16 protein-coding genes are annotated in these 17,073 nt (G+C 29.8%); 14 read left to right on the top strand and 2 right to left on the bottom strand.

What is annotated here, in order from left to right; translation table 11 throughout:
- The first annotated feature begins 37 nt into the window (after positions 1–37).
- The 12 genes from smc to LQK79_RS04745 all read left to right on the top strand — a co-directional run bounded on the left by smc (position 38) and on the right by LQK79_RS04745 (position 11,249).
- On the top strand, positions 38–3,604 hold the full coding sequence (gene smc / locus LQK79_RS04800; protein ID WP_231015732.1) for a chromosome segregation protein SMC: 3,567 nt from the start codon (positions 38–40) through the stop codon (positions 3,602–3,604).
- A 120-nt stretch (positions 3,605–3,724) separates the two neighbouring features.
- The gene (ftsY, locus tag LQK79_RS04795; protein WP_231015731.1) at positions 3,725–4,636 is read left to right on the top strand and encodes a signal recognition particle-docking protein FtsY; all 912 of its coding nucleotides are present in this window, start codon (positions 3,725–3,727) and stop codon (positions 4,634–4,636) included.
- 119 nt (positions 4,637–4,755) lie between these two features.
- Positions 4,756–5,100, top strand: coding sequence for a putative DNA-binding protein (locus tag LQK79_RS04790; RefSeq protein ID WP_231015730.1), 345 nt, complete (start codon positions 4,756–4,758; stop codon positions 5,098–5,100).
- A 31-nt stretch (positions 5,101–5,131) separates the two neighbouring features.
- On the top strand, positions 5,132–6,484 hold the full coding sequence (ffh, locus tag LQK79_RS04785; RefSeq protein ID WP_231015729.1) for a signal recognition particle protein: 1,353 nt from the start codon (positions 5,132–5,134) through the stop codon (positions 6,482–6,484).
- 95 nt (positions 6,485–6,579) lie between these two features.
- A complete protein-coding gene (gene rpsP / locus LQK79_RS04780; protein WP_053240825.1) occupies positions 6,580–6,828 on the top strand; it encodes a 30S ribosomal protein S16 in 249 nt (82 codons plus the stop codon).
- Positions 6,829–6,846: 18 nt separating this feature from the next.
- Positions 6,847–7,074, top strand: a complete 228-nt coding sequence (locus tag LQK79_RS04775) for a KH domain-containing protein (protein ID WP_053240826.1) — start codon at positions 6,847–6,849, stop codon at positions 7,072–7,074.
- Between the two features lie 234 nt (positions 7,075–7,308).
- On the top strand, positions 7,309–7,809 hold the full coding sequence (gene rimM / locus LQK79_RS04770; RefSeq protein WP_053240827.1) for a ribosome maturation factor RimM: 501 nt from the start codon (positions 7,309–7,311) through the stop codon (positions 7,807–7,809).
- Entirely contained in the window at positions 7,794–8,519 is a 726-nt protein-coding gene (trmD, locus tag LQK79_RS04765; RefSeq protein ID WP_231015728.1) for a tRNA (guanosine(37)-N1)-methyltransferase TrmD, read from the top strand. Before rimM ends, trmD begins: the two co-directional genes overlap by 16 nt.
- A 141-nt stretch (positions 8,520–8,660) precedes the next feature.
- Positions 8,661–9,011: a 50S ribosomal protein L19 gene (gene rplS / locus LQK79_RS04760; RefSeq protein ID WP_053240828.1), complete on the top strand. Its 351-nt coding sequence runs from the start codon at positions 8,661–8,663 to the stop codon at positions 9,009–9,011.
- A gap of 42 nt (positions 9,012–9,053) precedes the next feature.
- Positions 9,054–9,599: a signal peptidase I gene (gene lepB, locus LQK79_RS04755; protein ID WP_231015727.1), complete on the top strand. Its 546-nt coding sequence runs from the start codon at positions 9,054–9,056 to the stop codon at positions 9,597–9,599.
- 1 nt (position 9,600) lies between these two features.
- Positions 9,601–10,449 (top strand): ribosome biogenesis GTPase YlqF, encoded by an 849-nt coding sequence (ylqF, locus tag LQK79_RS04750; protein ID WP_231015726.1) that lies wholly within the window; start codon positions 9,601–9,603, stop codon positions 10,447–10,449.
- A 20-nt stretch (positions 10,450–10,469) separates the two neighbouring features.
- A complete protein-coding gene (locus tag LQK79_RS04745) occupies positions 10,470–11,249 on the top strand; it encodes a ribonuclease HII (RefSeq protein ID WP_231015786.1) in 780 nt (259 codons plus the stop codon).
- 371 nt (positions 11,250–11,620) lie between these two features.
- On the opposite strand, the gene LQK79_RS04740 is transcribed toward LQK79_RS04745, so the two are convergent.
- Entirely contained in the window at positions 11,621–11,983 is a 363-nt protein-coding gene (locus tag LQK79_RS04740) for a YraN family protein (protein ID WP_231015725.1), read from the bottom strand.
- A gap of 90 nt (positions 11,984–12,073) precedes the next feature.
- Complete coding sequence (locus LQK79_RS04735) at positions 12,074–13,591, bottom strand: YifB family Mg chelatase-like AAA ATPase (protein ID WP_231015724.1); 1,518 nt, start codon at positions 13,589–13,591, stop codon at positions 12,074–12,076.
- Between the two features lie 117 nt (positions 13,592–13,708).
- On the opposite strand from LQK79_RS04735, the gene dprA reads away from it, so the two are divergent.
- Entirely contained in the window at positions 13,709–14,779 is a 1,071-nt protein-coding gene (gene dprA / locus LQK79_RS04730; RefSeq protein ID WP_231015785.1) for a DNA-processing protein DprA, read from the top strand.
- Between the two features lie 41 nt (positions 14,780–14,820).
- Entirely contained in the window at positions 14,821–16,905 is a 2,085-nt protein-coding gene (gene topA, locus LQK79_RS04725) for a type I DNA topoisomerase (RefSeq protein WP_053241882.1), read from the top strand.
- Positions 16,906–17,073: the final 168 nt, after the last annotated feature.

Below are 17,073 nucleotides of genomic sequence, written 5' to 3'. Positions count from 1 at the left end.
CATTTGCTTTTAAAGGTTAGAGTGGGAGAGTGCTTTTATGTTTCTTAAATCTATTGAGATAAGAGGATTTAAATCCTTTGCAGATAAAACTGAATTAGAATTAAAAGATGGAGTTACCGCTGTTGTTGGACCTAATGGAAGTGGGAAAAGCAATATTTCAGATGCCGTAAGATGGGTTCTTGGTGAACAAAGTGTTAAGAGCCTAAGAGGCGGAAAAATGGAGGATGTAATATTTGCTGGAACTCAATATAGAAAGCCTGTTGGATTAGCGCAAGTATCATTAACGCTTGATAATAATGATAAACTTTTAAACATAGATTATTCCGATGTTACAGTTTCAAGAAGGCTTTATAGATCTGGTGAAAGTGAATACTATATAAATAATACACAATGCAGACTTAAGGACATACAAGAGCTTTTTATGGATACTGGTATAGGAAAAGAAGGATACTCTATAATAGGACAAGGTAAAATAGAAGCTGTTTTGAGTGGAAAACCAGAAGAGAGAAGAGGGATACTTGAAGAAGCTGCTGGAATAGTAAAATTTAAGGCTAGAAAAGAAGAGGCTGAAAAGAGACTTCAAAATACAGAGCAAAATTTGGTTAGGATTAGAGATATACTTGGCACTTATGAAGAGAGAATAGAGCCACTCAGAGTAGAAAGTGAAAAAGCACATGAATTTGTTGCTTTGTCTGGCGAGCTTAAAACAAAAGAAATCAATATGTTAATATATTCAATTAATGAAATGAATATTAAGATTTCTGAGGTGAAAAAAGAACTAGAAAATGTAGAAAATAATATAAAAGCTAGTTTAATTGAAAAAAGTGAATTCCAAAAGAAAAAAGATGAAGCTGAAAATGAATTGAATAAATTTGAAGCCGATTATTCTGATAAAAGAAATGCTTATTATGAGAACAAATCAGAGTATCAAAAAGTAACTTCTGAAATAGATTTACTTAATGAAAGAGTAAATAATTTTAATGAAGCTATTAATAAAATAGAAAATCAAATTAAGGCATCAAAAGTAAAGCTTAGTGAATTTAAAAATAAATACAAAGATTACAGCAAAATTTTTGATGAAGAGAAAATTAAACAGCAAGATATTTGTGAAAGACTTGCTTTATCTGAAAAACTTAAGGATGAAGCTGAAAATAGCTTTAAGGATCAGGAAAGTATGGTTAAGAAGTATAAAAATGATGCTATAGAAATAATAAGTACAATATCTGAAAATAAAAATAATGCAGTTATTTTAGAAAAAGAGATAGAAGATTTTAAAGTTAAGGCTGAAAATATAAAAGCTGCTAATGAAAGTCATTTGAATTCAATAAAAATAAATAATAATACTAAAATTATGCTTCAAGAAAAAAAATCAGAAATAGAAGAAAAAGTGGTACAGCATAGGGAAGAAATAAGAAGTCACAAAAAAGAAATTTCGGCTTTAAATAAAATGATTGCTTCTGATGAAGAAAAGCTTAAACATTTAAATTTAGACTACAATAAAAATGAAGCAAATAAAAATGCTTTAATTAATCTTGAAAAGCAATATGAAGGATATAATAGGTCAGTAAAAAACCTTATGACTCACATTAATAAAGGTTTGATTTCTGAAGCTAAGGAAAAGTGTTTTGTATTAGGTGACATAATATCTGTAGAAAAGAAATTTGAAATTGCTATAGAAATAGCTTTAGGTGGTGCTATTTCTGATGTTGTTACAAAGGATGAAATTATAGCTAAAAAACTTATAGCATATCTTAAAATTAATAATATTGGAAGAGCAACTTTTTTACCTCTTAATATATTAAAAAGCCGTAAACTTCAAGTTAATGAGGAAATAAAAAGACAAGATGGATTTATAGGCATAGCTAGTGAACTTGTTAGTTATGAAGCTCTCTTTTTACCTGCTTTGGATTATACTTTGGGAAGAACTGTAATTGCAGAAAATATGGATAAGGCTTTAAGTATAGCTAAAAAAAGTGGATATTCTTTTAAGATAGTTACTCTTGGTGGTGAAGTTATTAATCCAGGAGGTTCTATGACAGGAGGAAGTGTTTATAATAAGTCTGTAAGTGTTATAAGCAGAAAAAGAGAAATAAACGAGTATTCTACTGAAATAGAAAAAATTTCCATGGAAATAAAATCACTTTCATCAAAAATAAATTCTAATAAGACTTCTGTGAAAAAGCTAGACGATATGTGTTTAGATATAGTGGATTTAATGCATAATGATAATATAGAAATTACAAAGATCGAGGAAAGAATTAAATCTATAGATATGGATACAAATAAGTTAAATAAAAACTATGAAGTTTCAAATGAGGAAATAATTATAACAAATAAACACATTGAGAATAAAATAAAAAAGCTTGAAGAAAATAAATTAATATTGATGAAACTTAGTAATGAAGAAAAAGCTAATAATAGTAAAATAGAGCAATTAGAAAACTATATAAAAAATGAGAATCAAAATATTTCAAAATTGAATGAAGAAATAACTTCCCTTAAAGTGAAAAAGGCTCAAATTGATGAAATTGTTTTGTCAAGAAAAAAGGAGCTAGATAGATATAACGAGGAAATCGAAAATACAGAAAACGAAGAGAAGAAGCTTAATTATGAGTATGAAGAGAGTAAGCAAAATCAGGAAAAAGCTGAGAGAAAAATAAAAATTAATAAAGGCAAGCTTATTGAAATTGAAAAAGAAATAAAGAAATTAGAAGATGAGTTAAAGGAAAGTGAAATTCTAAGCATAAAGATAAAAGAAGATATAAAGACTAATAGTGGTAAAATAGAAAGTCTTAATTCTATAATAGAGAATAAAGAAATTGAAAAACATAAATATGAAATTACGCTAACAAGGTTAGATACAGAGAACAAAAACTACTATAATAAGTTAAATGATGATTTTAAAATTACTTATGCAGAAGCTCTTAGTTTTAAAGAGAACTTAGGAAATATAAGTAGCTATAGGAATAGAATTAATTATTTAAACAATCAGATAAGAGAAATTGGCACAGTAAATGTTGCATCCATAGAGGAGTATAAAGATGTAAAAGAAAAGTACACTTTTATGCTTTCACAAAAAGAGGATTTGGATAATGCCAAAGAAGAGCTTTTTAAAGTTATAAAAGAAATGACAGATAAAATGAGAACTGTTTTTAAAGAAAATTTTGAAAAGCTTAGAGAAAATTTCAAAGAAACTTTTAGGGAATTATTTAAGGGTGGAAGTGCAGATCTAATACTTTCAGGAGAGGACGAACTTACATGTAATATAGAGATAAATGTTCAGCCGCCTGGAAAGAAGCTTCAAAATATAAATTTAATGTCTGGAGGAGAGAAAGGATTATCGGCTATAGCACTTTTGTTTGCAATATTAAAGATGAAACCAAGTCCTTTTTGCATACTTGATGAAATTGAGGCAGCGCTTGATGATGCAAATGTATTTAGATATGCTGAGTTTTTAAAAAAGTTTTCAAAGAGCACACAGTTTATAGTAATTACTCATAGAAAAGGAACTATGGAAGCTAGTGATATATTATATGGTGTTACCATGGAGGAAAAGGGAGTATCCAAAATTGTTTCTGTAGATTTAAATAAAAATTTATATTAATAAAGATAAATCACTTGAAACTTCAAAATTAATTTGTACCAAAATGGTATCTTTTGAGCATTTTTATGAAAATTGATTTTGTTAGTTGAACTGCTTTATCTATAGTAAAGGAGAATTTTAATGTTTGATGGATTTTTTAATAAACTAAAAAATGGACTTGCAAAAACAAAAAATAACTTTACAGATAAAATAGGTGAGGTTTTAAAATCAACTGTAACGATTGATGATGATTTGTATGATGAAATTGAAGAAATTTTGGTTACTTCAGATATAGGTATAGAAACTTCAATGTACATAATAGAAAGATTAAGAAAGGTTATAAAGGAAGAAAAAGTAAAAGACCCACAGCTTGTAAACACATACTTAAAGAAAGTTATAGTTGAGATTCTTGGAAATGATAAAGGAACCTTAATTCCTGAAAAGGTTCCAGAAACTATTTTAGTTATAGGGGTTAATGGTGTGGGAAAGACAACATCTATAGGAAAAATATCGGCTAAGTTAAAAAACAAAAATTATAAAGTTGTTATGGCCGCCGCAGATACCTTTAGAGCTGCGGCTATAGATCAGCTTGAGATATGGAGTAAAAGAGCAGGGGTAGATATAATAAAACATCAAGAAGGCTCAGATCCGTCAGCTGTAATTTTTGATGGAATTCAAGCAACAAAGGCAAGAAAAGCTGATATTTTAATATGTGATACTGCAGGAAGGCTTCACAATAAAAAAAATCTTATGAATGAACTTGGAAAAATAAATAGGGTGATTGATAGAGAGTTCAGTGAAAGCGTTAGAAAGACACTCCTCGTTTTAGATGCAACTACAGGACAAAATGCAGTTATACAAGCTAAGGAATTTATGGAGGTATGTAAAATAGATGGCATAATATTGACAAAGCTTGATGGAACAGCTAAAGGTGGAGTTGTTATTTCGATTAAGCATTCTCTTGGAATTCCAGTTGAGCTTATTGGAGTTGGAGAAGGTATAGATGATCTTCAAGAATTTGATCCTGAAGCTTTTGTAGAAGCTCTATTTTAATTATTATACAATCAATTTTTTAAAATTGTAAATGATAAAATTATATATGTGTGTTAAGTAAAAATACTTGACACACATATGCTTTTCTGGTATTATAATTTTATGAGTTGGTGATTTGTGTGGAAGAAAGAGTTTATTTATCTATGTTGCTCGGTGTATATGGAAGTTTGCTTACAGATAAGCAAAGAGATATTATGAAGTTATATTATGATGATGATTTATCTCTGTCTGAAATATCAGAATTAACCACTACTACAAGGCAGGCAATTTATGATATTATAAGAAGATGTCATAAAACTTTAATTGGTTATGAAAAAAATCTTCAATTGCTCAGCAAATATGATAAAAGTGAAAACTTAAAAAAGAGCATAAAAGAGGATTTAGTTAAAGTAAAATGTAAAATTGAAGATGATAAAATTCTAAATATAATTAACGATATTGAAAATAAATTAGAACAAATATAGTTTTATGCTGTAATTGAAAAGGAGGTTTAACATGGCTTTTGAAGGATTAGCCTCTAAGTTGCAAAATGCAATGAAAAAGCTTAGGGGAAAGGGGAAACTTTCTGAAAAAGATATCAAAGATGCTATGAGAGAAGTTAAGCTTGCACTTCTTGAAGCGGATGTAAACTATAAAGTTGTTAAAGATTTTATAAAGAAAGTGGGAGATAAGTGTCTTGGTAAGGAAGTTATGGAAAGCCTTACTCCTGCTCAACAGGTAATAAAGATTGTTAATGAGGAGCTTACAGCTTTAATGGGTGGAAGCGAAAGCAAACTTAATTTTAAGGATAATGGAATCACGGTTTTTTTAGCCGTAGGTCTTCAAGGTGCTGGAAAAACTACAATGTGTGGTAAACTTGCACTTAACTTAAAGAAAAATAAAAATAAAAAACCACTCTTAGTTGCTGGTGATATATATAGACCGGCAGCTATAAAACAGCTTGAGGTTGTTGGAAAATCCATCGATATTCCAGTTTTTTCAATGGGTGATAAAGTTAATCCTGTTGATATATCTAAGGCGGCTTTGAAGTATGCTAAGGAAAATGACCTGAATACAGTTATAATTGATACGGCAGGAAGACTTCACATAGATGAAGAACTTATGAATGAACTTTCAAACATAAAAAGTGAGGTTGTGCCTGATGAAATTTTGCTTGTTGTAGATGCTATGACAGGTCAAGATGCTGTAAATGTAGCAGATAGCTTTAATGATAAACTTGATATTTCAGGTGTTATACTAACTAAGCTTGATGGAGATACAAGAGGCGGTGCAGCACTTTCAATTAGAGCTATGACTGGTAAACCTATTAAGTTTGCTGGAATTGGCGAAAAAATGAATGATTTAGAAGTATTTCATCCAGAAAGAATGGCATCAAGGATACTTGGCATGGGAGACGTATTGACTCTAATCGAAAAAGCTCAATCTGCTATCGACGAAGATACTGCCAAGGAACTTGGAAATAAGATGATGAGTCAAGATTTTAATTTTGATGATTTTCTTAGTTATGTAGATCAAATGAAAAAGATGGGACCGCTTAGCAAAATAATGGAAATGCTTCCTGGAGTTAATACGGGTGCTATGAAAAATATAGACTTTTCTGAAAGCGAGAAGTCTATGAAAAGATATGAAGCAATTATTCACTCTATGACCATTAAGGAAAGAAAGAATCCAGCTCTTGTAAGTTCAAATTCATCAAGAAAAAGGAGAATTGCTAAAGGTTCTGGAGCTACAATACAAGAAGTTAATAAGCTTTTAAAACAATTTGAAATGATTAAAAAATTTACAAAACAATTTAAAAATGGCAAAAAAATGTCTAAAAAAGGTTTGTTTGGAAACTTTCCTTTTTAGTATAAATACTTAAGTTAGTGAAAACATGTCATGTGCAGCTTTGTGCTTACTTTGACTAAAATGGTTTCGCAATATGTGAAGGAGGTGAATATTACATGGCAGTTAAAATAAGATTAAAAAGAATGGGTGCTAAAAAAGCTCCTTTTTACAGAATAGTTGTAGCTGATTCTAGAAGTCCAAGAGATGGAAGATTCATAGAAGAATTAGGATATTACAATCCAACTACAGATCCTGTTACTGTTAAATTTGATGAAGAAAAAGTAAAAACATGGATAAAAAATGGTGCTCAACCATCAGACACAGTAAAAAAACTTTTAAACAAAGGTGGTATAGCAGCAAAATAGTAATTGGAGGTGTGTTACATGAAGCAATTACTAGAGACTATAGCTAAGTCATTGGTTGATTGTCCGGATAAAGTTCAGGTCACTGAGGTTACTGGAGAACAATCAATAATACTTGAACTAAAAGTTGCACCAGAGGATATGGGTAAAGTAATAGGAAAACAGGGTAGAATAGCGAAAGCTATAAGAACTGTTGTGAAAGCAGCAGCTGTAAAAGATAATAAACATGTTGTTGTTGAGATAATATAAGGGTTAGCTTGCTAACTCTTATATTTTTAAAATAATTTTGTTATAGATGTATCAAAATTTAGGAGGGTGACGCCCTCCTAAATTTATTATGTATGAGGTGTATAAAAATGGTAGTTTGTGTAAAGAATAATTATATGTCATGTATACATACATTTTATTGAATTAGTGGATAATTGTTTAGATGTGTAATATAATTACTTTATGTTTAAATGTGTTTTGTGGAGGTAATTAAAATTGACAGAATTTTTTAATGTAGGTCAAATTATAAACACTCATGGTGTAAAGGGAGAAGTTAAAGTTTATCCACTAACGGATGATATTAAGCGCTTTAGAAAGCTAAGGGAAGTATATATAGATGATGAAGTAAAAAAAATAAAATGGTGCAAAATCCAACCTGATAAAGTAATATTAAAGTTAGATGGTATAGAAAGCATGGAAGAAGCTTTTAAACTAAAAAATAAATATATTAGGGTGCCTAGAGAACAAGCTGCAGAGTTAAAAGAAGGTCAGTACTTTATTGCAGATATTAAAGGCTGCAGTGTATTTGATGAAAATGAAGAATATTTAGGCAAAGTATATGATGTGATCAGTACTAAAAATAATGATGTGTATTGGGTAAAAAGGAAAGACATGGAGGATCTCTTAATTCCCGTTCTTAAAAATATTATAGTTAGCATAGATATAAATAATAGTAAAATAGTTATAAGGGCTGTTGATACATGGAAAGAAAGCTAAAGATAGATATATTAACACTATTTCCTGAAATGTTTGATGTGTTTAACTACAGTATAATAGGAAGAGCACGGGAAAATAATATAGTTGAAATAAATACACATAACATAAGAGATTATAGTTTAAATAAGCATAAAAAAACTGATGATTATCCATATGGAGGGGGGGCAGGCATGGTTATGACTCCTCAACCAATAGTTGATTGTATAAAAAGAGTAAAAGATAGTAATAGCGGCAAAGTTATTTTTATGGGACCTAAAGGTAAAAAGTTTGACCAAAATATGGCTAAAGATATAAGTAAAGAAAATGAAATTATTATATTATGTGGTCACTATGAAGGAATAGACGAAAGAGTATATAAATATATTGATGAAGAAGTTTCACTTGGTGATTTTGTTTTAACAGGTGGGGAAATGGCATGCATTCCTATAGTGGATAGCATCTGTAGAATGCTTCCAGGTGTTTTAAAAACAAGTGAAAGTTATATTGATGAGTCTTTTTATAGCGGACTTCTTGAATATCCTCAATACACAAGGCCAGAGGTTTTTGAAGGAGAAAAGGTCCCAGAGATCTTACTTTCTGGTCATCATGAAAATATTAAAAAGTGGAGAAGGAAAGAATCTCTTTTAATTACTATGAAAAAGAGAAAAGATTTGCTTAAAAAAGTTGTTTTAAGTGAAGGAGATAAAAAAATACTTAAAGAAAATAAGTAACTTAAAAAGTTATTAGGTGAATTTTTAGTGTTGCAATATACTGGTTTTTATGATAAAATACACTTTGTGCTAGTACGGGCGGTCCTCTGGATTTAAAGAGAAATCCACGAACGTCAAATTTATCCGTGGGAGGGAATGCACATGTTAGAAGTAATAAAAAATATTGAAGCAGAACAAATAAGAAAAGATCTACCAGATTTTAACGTAGGAGACACTGTTAGAGTTGATGTTAAAATCAAAGAAGGTGAAAAAGAAAGAATTCAAGCTTTCGAAGGCACTGTTATAAAAAGACAAAATGGTGGATTAAGAGAGACTTTCACTGTAAGAAGAGTAGCTTACGGAGTTGGTGTTGAAAGAACATTTCCTTTAAATGCTCCTATAATTGATACAATCAAAGTAGTAAGAAAAGGTAAAGTAAGAAGAGCTAAACTATACTATTTAAGAGATAGAGTAGGTAAAGCTGCAAAAGTAAAAGAAATAATACAAAAATAGGGGCCGCAAGTCCCTTTTTTATTATCATGGTGGTGGAAAAAAATGGTTAAGCAGTTACTTCAACTTGGAAAGACATTAGTGGTTGCATTAATAGTAGCAGCACTTATTATAATGTTTGTGTTTGAAACAGTAAGTGTTGATGGAACTTCCATGTACAGCACTCTTCATAATAATGATAGACTAATAATAGAAAAAGTATCATATCGTTTTAAAAAGCCTGAGCGAGGTGACATCATAGTATTTAAATATCCAAGTGACACTAGCAAGAAATTTATAAAAAGAGTTATTGCGGTTGCTGGAGATAAGATAAAAATATCAAATGATAGAGTTTACGTTAATGGTAAAAAGATAAATGAACCTTATGCCTATTTTATAGATGGAAATGATGAGGTCATTCAAGATTATAGAATTCATAACTATAAAGAAGCAACTGTGCCTAAGGATTCAGTGTTTGTCCTTGGTGATAATAGATATAACAGCCTTGATAGTAGATTTGAAGATGAAGTTGGATTTGTAAATGATAAGCTTATAATAGGAAAAGAATTGCTCAGAATTTATCCTTTTAATAAGATAGAAAGGGTTAGGTAATATGATTAGTTCTATAAATTGGTTTCCAGGTCATATGGCTAAAACAAGAAGAGAAATAACAGAAAATTTAAAATTAGTAGATGCAGTAATTGAGATAAGAGATTCTAGAATTGTAAAGTCAAGTGCTAATCCTGAGATAGATAAAATCTGTGCTAATAAGCCAAGATTAATTCTTCTCAATAAATGTGATTTAGCAGAAGATGCTATTAATAAGCAGTGGGTTAAATATTTATCTACTGATAGAATAAATGTTTTACCAGTAAATTGTCTTAATGGTAAAGGACTTAACAAAATAAAATCAGCTTTAAACTTAATTCTGAAAGATAAATTGGAAAGGCTTAAAAACAAAGGAATACAAAATCATGTAATAAGAGTAATGGTTGTAGGTATACCTAATGTAGGCAAGTCTTCTTTTATAAATAAAATGGCTAAAAATAATATTGCAAAAATAGGTAATAAACCAGGAGTTACTAAAAGTAAGCAGTGGATAAAAACTGATATAGGAATTGAATTAATGGATACGCCAGGAATATTATGGCCTAAATTTAAAGATGAAAATGTAGGCATTGACTTAGCTTTTACTGGCGCCATTAAAGATGAAATATTGGATACAGAGGAGTTAGCTTTAAAGCTAGTTGAATTTCTTCAGAAAAATTATAGTGAAAAAATTAAACAAAGATATAAACTTGAAGAAATTTATGAAAATCCGCTTGAAAATATGGAGAACATAGCAAGAAAAAGAGGAGCTCTTTTGAAAGGTGGAGAAATAGACTATAACAGGGTTTCAATTATGTTGCTTGACGAATTTAGAGATGGTAAGCTTGGAAATATATCTTTGGAGAGGCCGTGATGTATTTGGATTTCCTAAAAATGAGTTTTAAGGATATTAAGCAGTATGTGTCTTTAAAAGATGAAGTAGGGCAACTTCAAACAGCTGATTTTTTAATTAAAGACCACAGAAAAAATGTAAGTAATTTGGGTAAACAAATATTAAAAAACAAAGATAAAAAAGAAAAAGAAATAAAAAGAGTACAGGGAATGTATGACTTTGATAAAAATTTTGGAGATATTATTATAGCTGGTGTAGATGAAGTTGGAAGAGGCCCTCTTGCAGGACCAATTGTAGGAGCTGCTGTTGTGCTTGACCTTAATGCATTAGAGGATGATATAATACTTGGAATAAATGATTCTAAAAAATTATCTTCTAAAAAAAGAGAAGAATTGGCTGAAATTATAAAGGAAAAAGCATTAAGCTATGAAATTGCAGGATTGGACAATAAGGAAATTGACGAAAAAGGAATAGCATGGTGTAATAATGAAATCTTTAAAATTGCTTGCTCAAAATTAAACAAAAAACCAGCCTTAGTAATATCAGATGGCTATGCGGTTAAGGGATTAAACATTCGAAATAACTTTGTTGTCAAAGGCGATGCTAAAAGCGCAAGTATAGCATGTGCTTCTATTATAGCTAAGGTATATAGAGACAATTTAATGCATAAATACGCTGAAAAATATCCGCAGTATGGTTTTGAACATAATGTTGGATATGGTTCAATAGAACATATTGAAGCAATCAAAAAGTATGGAATTTGTCCAATACATAGAATGAGCTTTTTGAAGAATATTATAGATAGACAATGTGAAACTTGAAAATTGCAATCTCCAAATTTATCCTGATAAACTGGAATTTGTCGAGCACTATAGTGAAGGGTTTTACGGTGCTGTGCACGTAAAAGGTGAACTTTTTTATCTTCAATAAAAAGCTAAGGTTGATTTTTCTCCGTTTCCCTACGGAAAATCTTTAACGTATTTAAATTATTTATTTTTCGTAGAGAAACGGAGAAAAATATTCCTTAACCTTTTGCCGTGGCAAAAACCTTCACCTTTGACAAGCAAAGCTATGTCAAACCCTTCACTTTTCACATAAGTGAAAAAGTTAGTTTTTTAATGAGCAGGGCGAATTAAAACCTGTAGAATACCTTTTCTCACATCCTCCTATATAAAAAATGCATTTCAAATTTTTATATTTGAAATGCATTTTTTATATGATTTATACATTTTTTATTGTTTTTATAATTGAGAATAATTTCAATAACATCAAATCTAAAATCAAAATTCATAAGGTTGTTTTTTATAATATAAAATTTAGCAGTCTTATATATTTTTAATCTTTTTAAGTAATTTACTGATTCACAAGGATTTCCGTAGAGAGAATTATAACGGCTTTTTACTTCGGCAAAAATTATTATATGATGTTTTTCAGCAATTATATCAATTTCACCTGTTCGGCATCTAAAGTTTCTGTCTAGGATAGTATAACCACTTTCTTCAAGATGTTCCTTTGCTACCTCTTCGCCATAGTTACCTATTGTTTTTTTGTACATTAAGTTTTTATTCCTTTCAAATTATAAAAACATTAGGTTATGTGTTAAATAAGCATAAAAATCAACACCTATTTAAAACATAGCTCAATATTAAATAATATTTTCATTTAAAAAATTCCTATATTGTATAGCCTCGAGTATATGTTCTCTTTCTATATTTTCTTTTTTATCTAGATCTGCTATTGTACGAGAAACCTTTAATATTTTGTTATACGCTCTTATGCTTAAGTGATATTTATTGTATACAAGTTCAAGAATTGATGAAGTTTTAGAATCGAGTTTACAATATTTTTTTATATCTTCTGATCTCATATCCGAATTACAATAAAAATTGCATTTGCTAAATCTTTCTTTTTGTATCATTCTTGCATCATTTATTCTCTTACGTATAGTTTTAGAGGATTCGTTTTCAAATTTGTTGTTTGTTAAATCACTGTATTTTATATCATTTACAAAAGTAAAAATATCAATTCTATCAAGTAAAGGACCAGATAATTTAGAAAGATATTTCTTTCTATCATAATCTGTGCAAGTACATTCTCTAGAAGAACCATAAAAACCACATGGGCATGGATTAAGAGCTCCAACAAGCATGAAATTACAAGGGTATATTACGGTTCCAGAAGTTCTTGATATCATAACAGCTTTATCTTCAAGAGGCTGTCTTAGAGCCTCTAAAACATTTTTATTAAATTCAAGCATTTCATCTAAAAATAGTATTCCAGTATGAGCTAAAGAAACTTCACCAGGTATTAATTTTGCACTTCCACCAATAAGGCTGGTCTTAGTGCAGGTATGATGGGGATTTCTAAAAGGTCTTCTTGCAATTAAATTATTGTCATTTAGTTGACCACATATACTGTACAATTTAGTAATTTCAATTGCTTCTTTGTAACTAAGATTTGGAAGTATAGAGGGTATCCTTTTAGCCATCATGGTTTTGCCTGAACCAGGGGGACCAAGTAAAATTATATTGTGCTTTCCCGCAGCAGCAACTTCAATTGCCCTCTTACACGCAGTTTGACCTGAAACATCAGAAAAATCAAGAGTATATCTAAATTTGGATTTTGCTTGATTTCTGTGATAAGGAAGCATGTCACGATATTTTATAAAATTTATAAGTTGAGTTAGATTTTCAAAGGGATATATTTGAGATTTTTCAGTGATTGAACATTCTTCAGCATTTTTTAGTGGAACTATGAAGTTGCTATATCCATTTGATAATCCTTCTAAAACAATAGTTAGAGCACCATTGACAGGATTTATATTTCCGTTTAGAGATAATTCACCTAGTAATATGTATTCGTTTAAAGTGTCAAAAGCTATTTGTTTTGTAGCTATTAATATGCCAATGGCAATAGGTAAGTCATATAATGATCCTTCTTTTCGCAAATTGGCTGGAGCTAAATTTACAGTAATCCTTTTGACTGGAAAGTTAAAGCCTGAATTTATTATTGCAGAACGTACACGTTCTTTTGATTCTCTTACAGCGGTATCAGCTAAACCAACAATATTAAAGCATGGCAATCCTCTTGTTATATCAACTTCAACGGAAACTATAAATGCATTTATGCCTGATAGTGCGGCTGAATTTATTACTATAGCCAATATTAATCACCTCTAACGAAATTATTGACAGTATATGTATTTATATTCAGCTTATTTTGAATAAAAAAAATATTTATGTTTAGAATTAATAAAAAAATTGTAGAGGTAATTAAGATTATGAACGATTATGATTTATGGTTTACAACTATTAATGCATCTAATAAAGAAAAATTAAAATTAATAAGGGAGTTTAAAGATACGAAGGAAATATGGTATAGGTTTATTAATGAAAATAAGAACATGGAGAAATTTTATTATGATAAGGATAGAATAAATGAAATTAAGCAGGAGATGATAAAAGAAGAGATAAAAGTGGTCTTTTATTACGAAGAGGATTATCCTAAAATATTAAAGAATTACGATGATATGCCATTTGGCTTATTTTATAAGGGTAATATAAAAAAAATAAACAGCATAAGTACTAATGTAGGTGTCGTTGGTTCACGTAATTGCACTCGTTATGGTTTTGATATTACTAAAATATTATTGAAGGATTTAGTGAAGCAGGGCATTGGAATTATAAGCGGAATGGCAAAGGGAATAGACACTTATGCTCATACACAATGTCTTGAGAATAATGGATTTACATGTGCTGTACTCGGATGTGGTGCAGATGTAATATATCCAAGAGAAAATAAGGAACTATATTGCAAAATTGTTGACAAGGGGTGTATAATTTCACAATATGAACCTAATACAAAACCAATGCCATATAATTTCCCAGTTAGAAACAGAATTATAAGTGGATTAAGTGATTTAATCGTAGTAGTTGAAGCTGGAATTAAAAGCGGATCACTTATAACTGCAAATGCAGCACTTGATCAAGGAAAAGATGTTGCAGCTGTACCCGGTTCGGTTTTTTCAAAGACGAGTCTTGGAACTAATATGTTAATAAAAGAAGGTGCCCATTCAATCACAAAATCTAGCGATATATTTGACATTTTAGGTTTGCAAGTTAAATATAATAGTTATGATAATTATGCAGAAAAAATAAAATTTCAAAAACCAGAAGAAAAAAAATTATATAACCTTATTACAGATGTTCCAATGCATGTAGATGATATTAGAAGATTAACTAATATTGACATTAAGGAGTTATATGCGTTATTATTTGAAATGCAGTTAAAAAATGAAATTTTATGTCTAAGCGGGAATTATTACGTAAAAATAAACAACGCTTTTAAATAATATATTTAATATCTTTAAGACAGAATTTTGGAGGGGATAAGATGGGACAAAAATTAGTAATAGTTGAATCACCTGCTAAAGCTAAAACTATAGGAAAATATCTTGGAAGTAACTATATTGTAGAAGCGTCAATGGGACATGTAAGAGATTTACCTAGAAGCACTTTAGGAGTAGATATTGAAAATGAGTATGCACCTAAATATATAACTATAAGAGGTAAGGGCGAACTTTTAGATAAAATAAGAAAAGTAGCTAAAAAGTGTGATAAAATTTATCTTGCAACCGACCCTGATAGAGAAGGGGAAGCTATATCTTGGCATTTAGAAAAAGTGCTTAAAATTGATGAATGTGAAAAATGCAGAATTGAATTTAATGAGATAACTAAAAATGCTGTTAAGAATGCAATCAAAAACCCAAGAAAGGTAAATTCTTCTCTTGTAGATGCTCAACAAGCAAGAAGAGTGTTAGATAGATTAGTTGGATATAAAATTAGTCCTATTTTATGGAGAAAAGTTAAATGGGGACTTAGTGCAGGTAGAGTTCAATCAGTTACGCTTAAAATGATTTGCAATAGAGAAAAGGAAATTAATGAATTTAAACCTGAAGAATATTGGACTATTGAATGTGAAGTTAGTAAAAATAAAAGCAGTAAATCATTTGTGTTAAAGCTTGTTTCTTACAAAGGAAAAAAGATAAATGTAATAAATAAGGAACAAAATGATAAGATTATAGAAGAGATTAAAAATGGAGAATTCAAGGTATTAAAAATAAAAAATGGAACAAAAAATAAGAATTCTCTTCCACCATTTACAACAAGCACGTTGCAGCAGGATGCCAATAGAAAAATGAATTTCTCTACAAAAAGAACAATGTCAATAGCACAACAGCTTTATGAAGGTGTAGAGGTAAAAGGGCATGGAACTATAGGACTTATTACCTATATGAGAACTGATTCCGTACGAGTAGCTTCAGAAGCTCAAAATGCTGCACGTGACTTCATAGTTTCTGAATATGGGAAAGAGTATTTTCCAGAAAAGTTTAAAGTATATAAAGGAAAGAAAAATGCTCAGGATGCACATGAAGCTATAAGACCTACCTATATAGATCTTACTCCGGATAAGGTCAAGGCAAGTTTAAAGGATGACCAGTATAAGCTTTATAATTTGATATGGTGTAGATTTATAGCAAGTCAAATGGCAAATTGTATTCTAAATAGTATTTCTGTTGATGTAAGTAATAATGATTATACCTTTAGAGTTACAGGAAGCAGTATAAAGTTTGAGGGTTTTATGAAGATTTATAAATATATAACTGAAGATGAAGAAGATAGTCAAAAGATACCTTCATTATCCGAAAACGAAATTTTGATTGCCAAGAAAATTGATGGTAAGCAGCATTTTACACAACCACCTGCAAGATTTAGTGAAGCATCTTTAGTTAAAACTTTAGAAGAAAATGGTATAGGAAGACCAAGTACCTATGCACCTATAATTTCAACTTTACTGGATAGAAAATATGTAAGAAAAGAAAAAAAGACTATATACTCAACAGAACTTGGAAATATTGTAAATAATATAGTTAGTGAATATTTCAAACAGATTGTTGATGTAGAATTTACTGCTGATATGGAAAATAAGCTTGATAACATAGAAGAAGGAAAAGAAAATTGGAATAAAGTCGTAGATGAATATTTTAAACCACTTGAAAAGTCTATTGAGGTTGCTGAAAAAGAAGTTGCTAAAATAACAATAGAAGATGAAGTTACAGATATAAAGTGTGATAAGTGTGGAAAAAATATGGTTATAAAGCATGGTAGATTTGGTGATTTTTTAGCTTGTCCTGGATATCCTGACTGCAAGAATACAAAACCTATTGTGGAAGAACTTAAGGTAAGCTGTCCAAAATGTGGTGGCAAGGTAGTTGTACGTAAAAGTAAAAAAGGAAGAAAATTTTATGGATGTAGTAACTATCCAGAGTGTGATTTTGTCAGCTGGTTTGAACCTACAGACGAGAAATGCTCAGAATGTGGAAGCTATATGGTTAAGAAAAGTAGTAAATCAAAAGGTGAATATCTTGAATGTTCAAATAGTGAGTGTAAACACATAAAAAATTTGGATAATAATTAATGTAGGTTCATTTTATTAGCTTTGGAGTATAATCTTATAGAATTTTAGTTGAATTTTAAAATTTATTGTGATATTATTTTAATGGTTTTACGTTCAATTCGAAATGTTAAGAAAAGTTATAATATTTTAAATTGATAGCAAACTTTAAAATAATGTATAAATAAACGG

Source organism: Clostridium guangxiense (assembly GCF_021043395.1).
Classification (GTDB): Bacteria; Bacillota; Clostridia; order Clostridiales; family Clostridiaceae; genus Clostridium_S; species Clostridium_S guangxiense.
The sequence above is the reverse complement of the archived record's forward strand: the minus strand, read 5'-3'. Positions and strand labels throughout refer to the sequence as shown.

Coding starts and splice junctions, on each gene's coding strand:
- smc (WP_231015732.1), top strand. CDS start 38: ATGTTTCTTAAATCTATTGAGATAAGAGGATTTAAATCCTTTGCAGAT.
- ftsY (WP_231015731.1), top strand. CDS start 3,725: ATGTTTGATGGATTTTTTAATAAACTAAAAAATGGACTTGCAAAAACA.
- ffh (WP_231015729.1), top strand. CDS start 5,132: ATGGCTTTTGAAGGATTAGCCTCTAAGTTGCAAAATGCAATGAAAAAG.
- rpsP (WP_053240825.1), top strand. CDS start 6,580: ATGGCAGTTAAAATAAGATTAAAAAGAATGGGTGCTAAAAAAGCTCCT.
- LQK79_RS04775 (WP_053240826.1), top strand. CDS start 6,847: ATGAAGCAATTACTAGAGACTATAGCTAAGTCATTGGTTGATTGTCCG.
- trmD (WP_231015728.1), top strand. CDS start 7,794: ATGGAAAGAAAGCTAAAGATAGATATATTAACACTATTTCCTGAAATG.
- rplS (WP_053240828.1), top strand. CDS start 8,661: ATGTTAGAAGTAATAAAAAATATTGAAGCAGAACAAATAAGAAAAGAT.
- lepB (WP_231015727.1), top strand. CDS start 9,054: ATGGTTAAGCAGTTACTTCAACTTGGAAAGACATTAGTGGTTGCATTA.
- ylqF (WP_231015726.1), top strand. CDS start 9,601: ATGATTAGTTCTATAAATTGGTTTCCAGGTCATATGGCTAAAACAAGA.
- LQK79_RS04745 (WP_231015786.1), top strand. CDS start 10,470: ATGAGTTTTAAGGATATTAAGCAGTATGTGTCTTTAAAAGATGAAGTA.
- LQK79_RS04740 (WP_231015725.1), bottom strand. CDS start 11,983: ATGTACAAAAAAACAATAGGTAACTATGGCGAAGAGGTAGCAAAGGAA.
- dprA (WP_231015785.1), top strand. CDS start 13,709: ATGAACGATTATGATTTATGGTTTACAACTATTAATGCATCTAATAAA.
- topA (WP_053241882.1), top strand. CDS start 14,821: ATGGGACAAAAATTAGTAATAGTTGAATCACCTGCTAAAGCTAAAACT.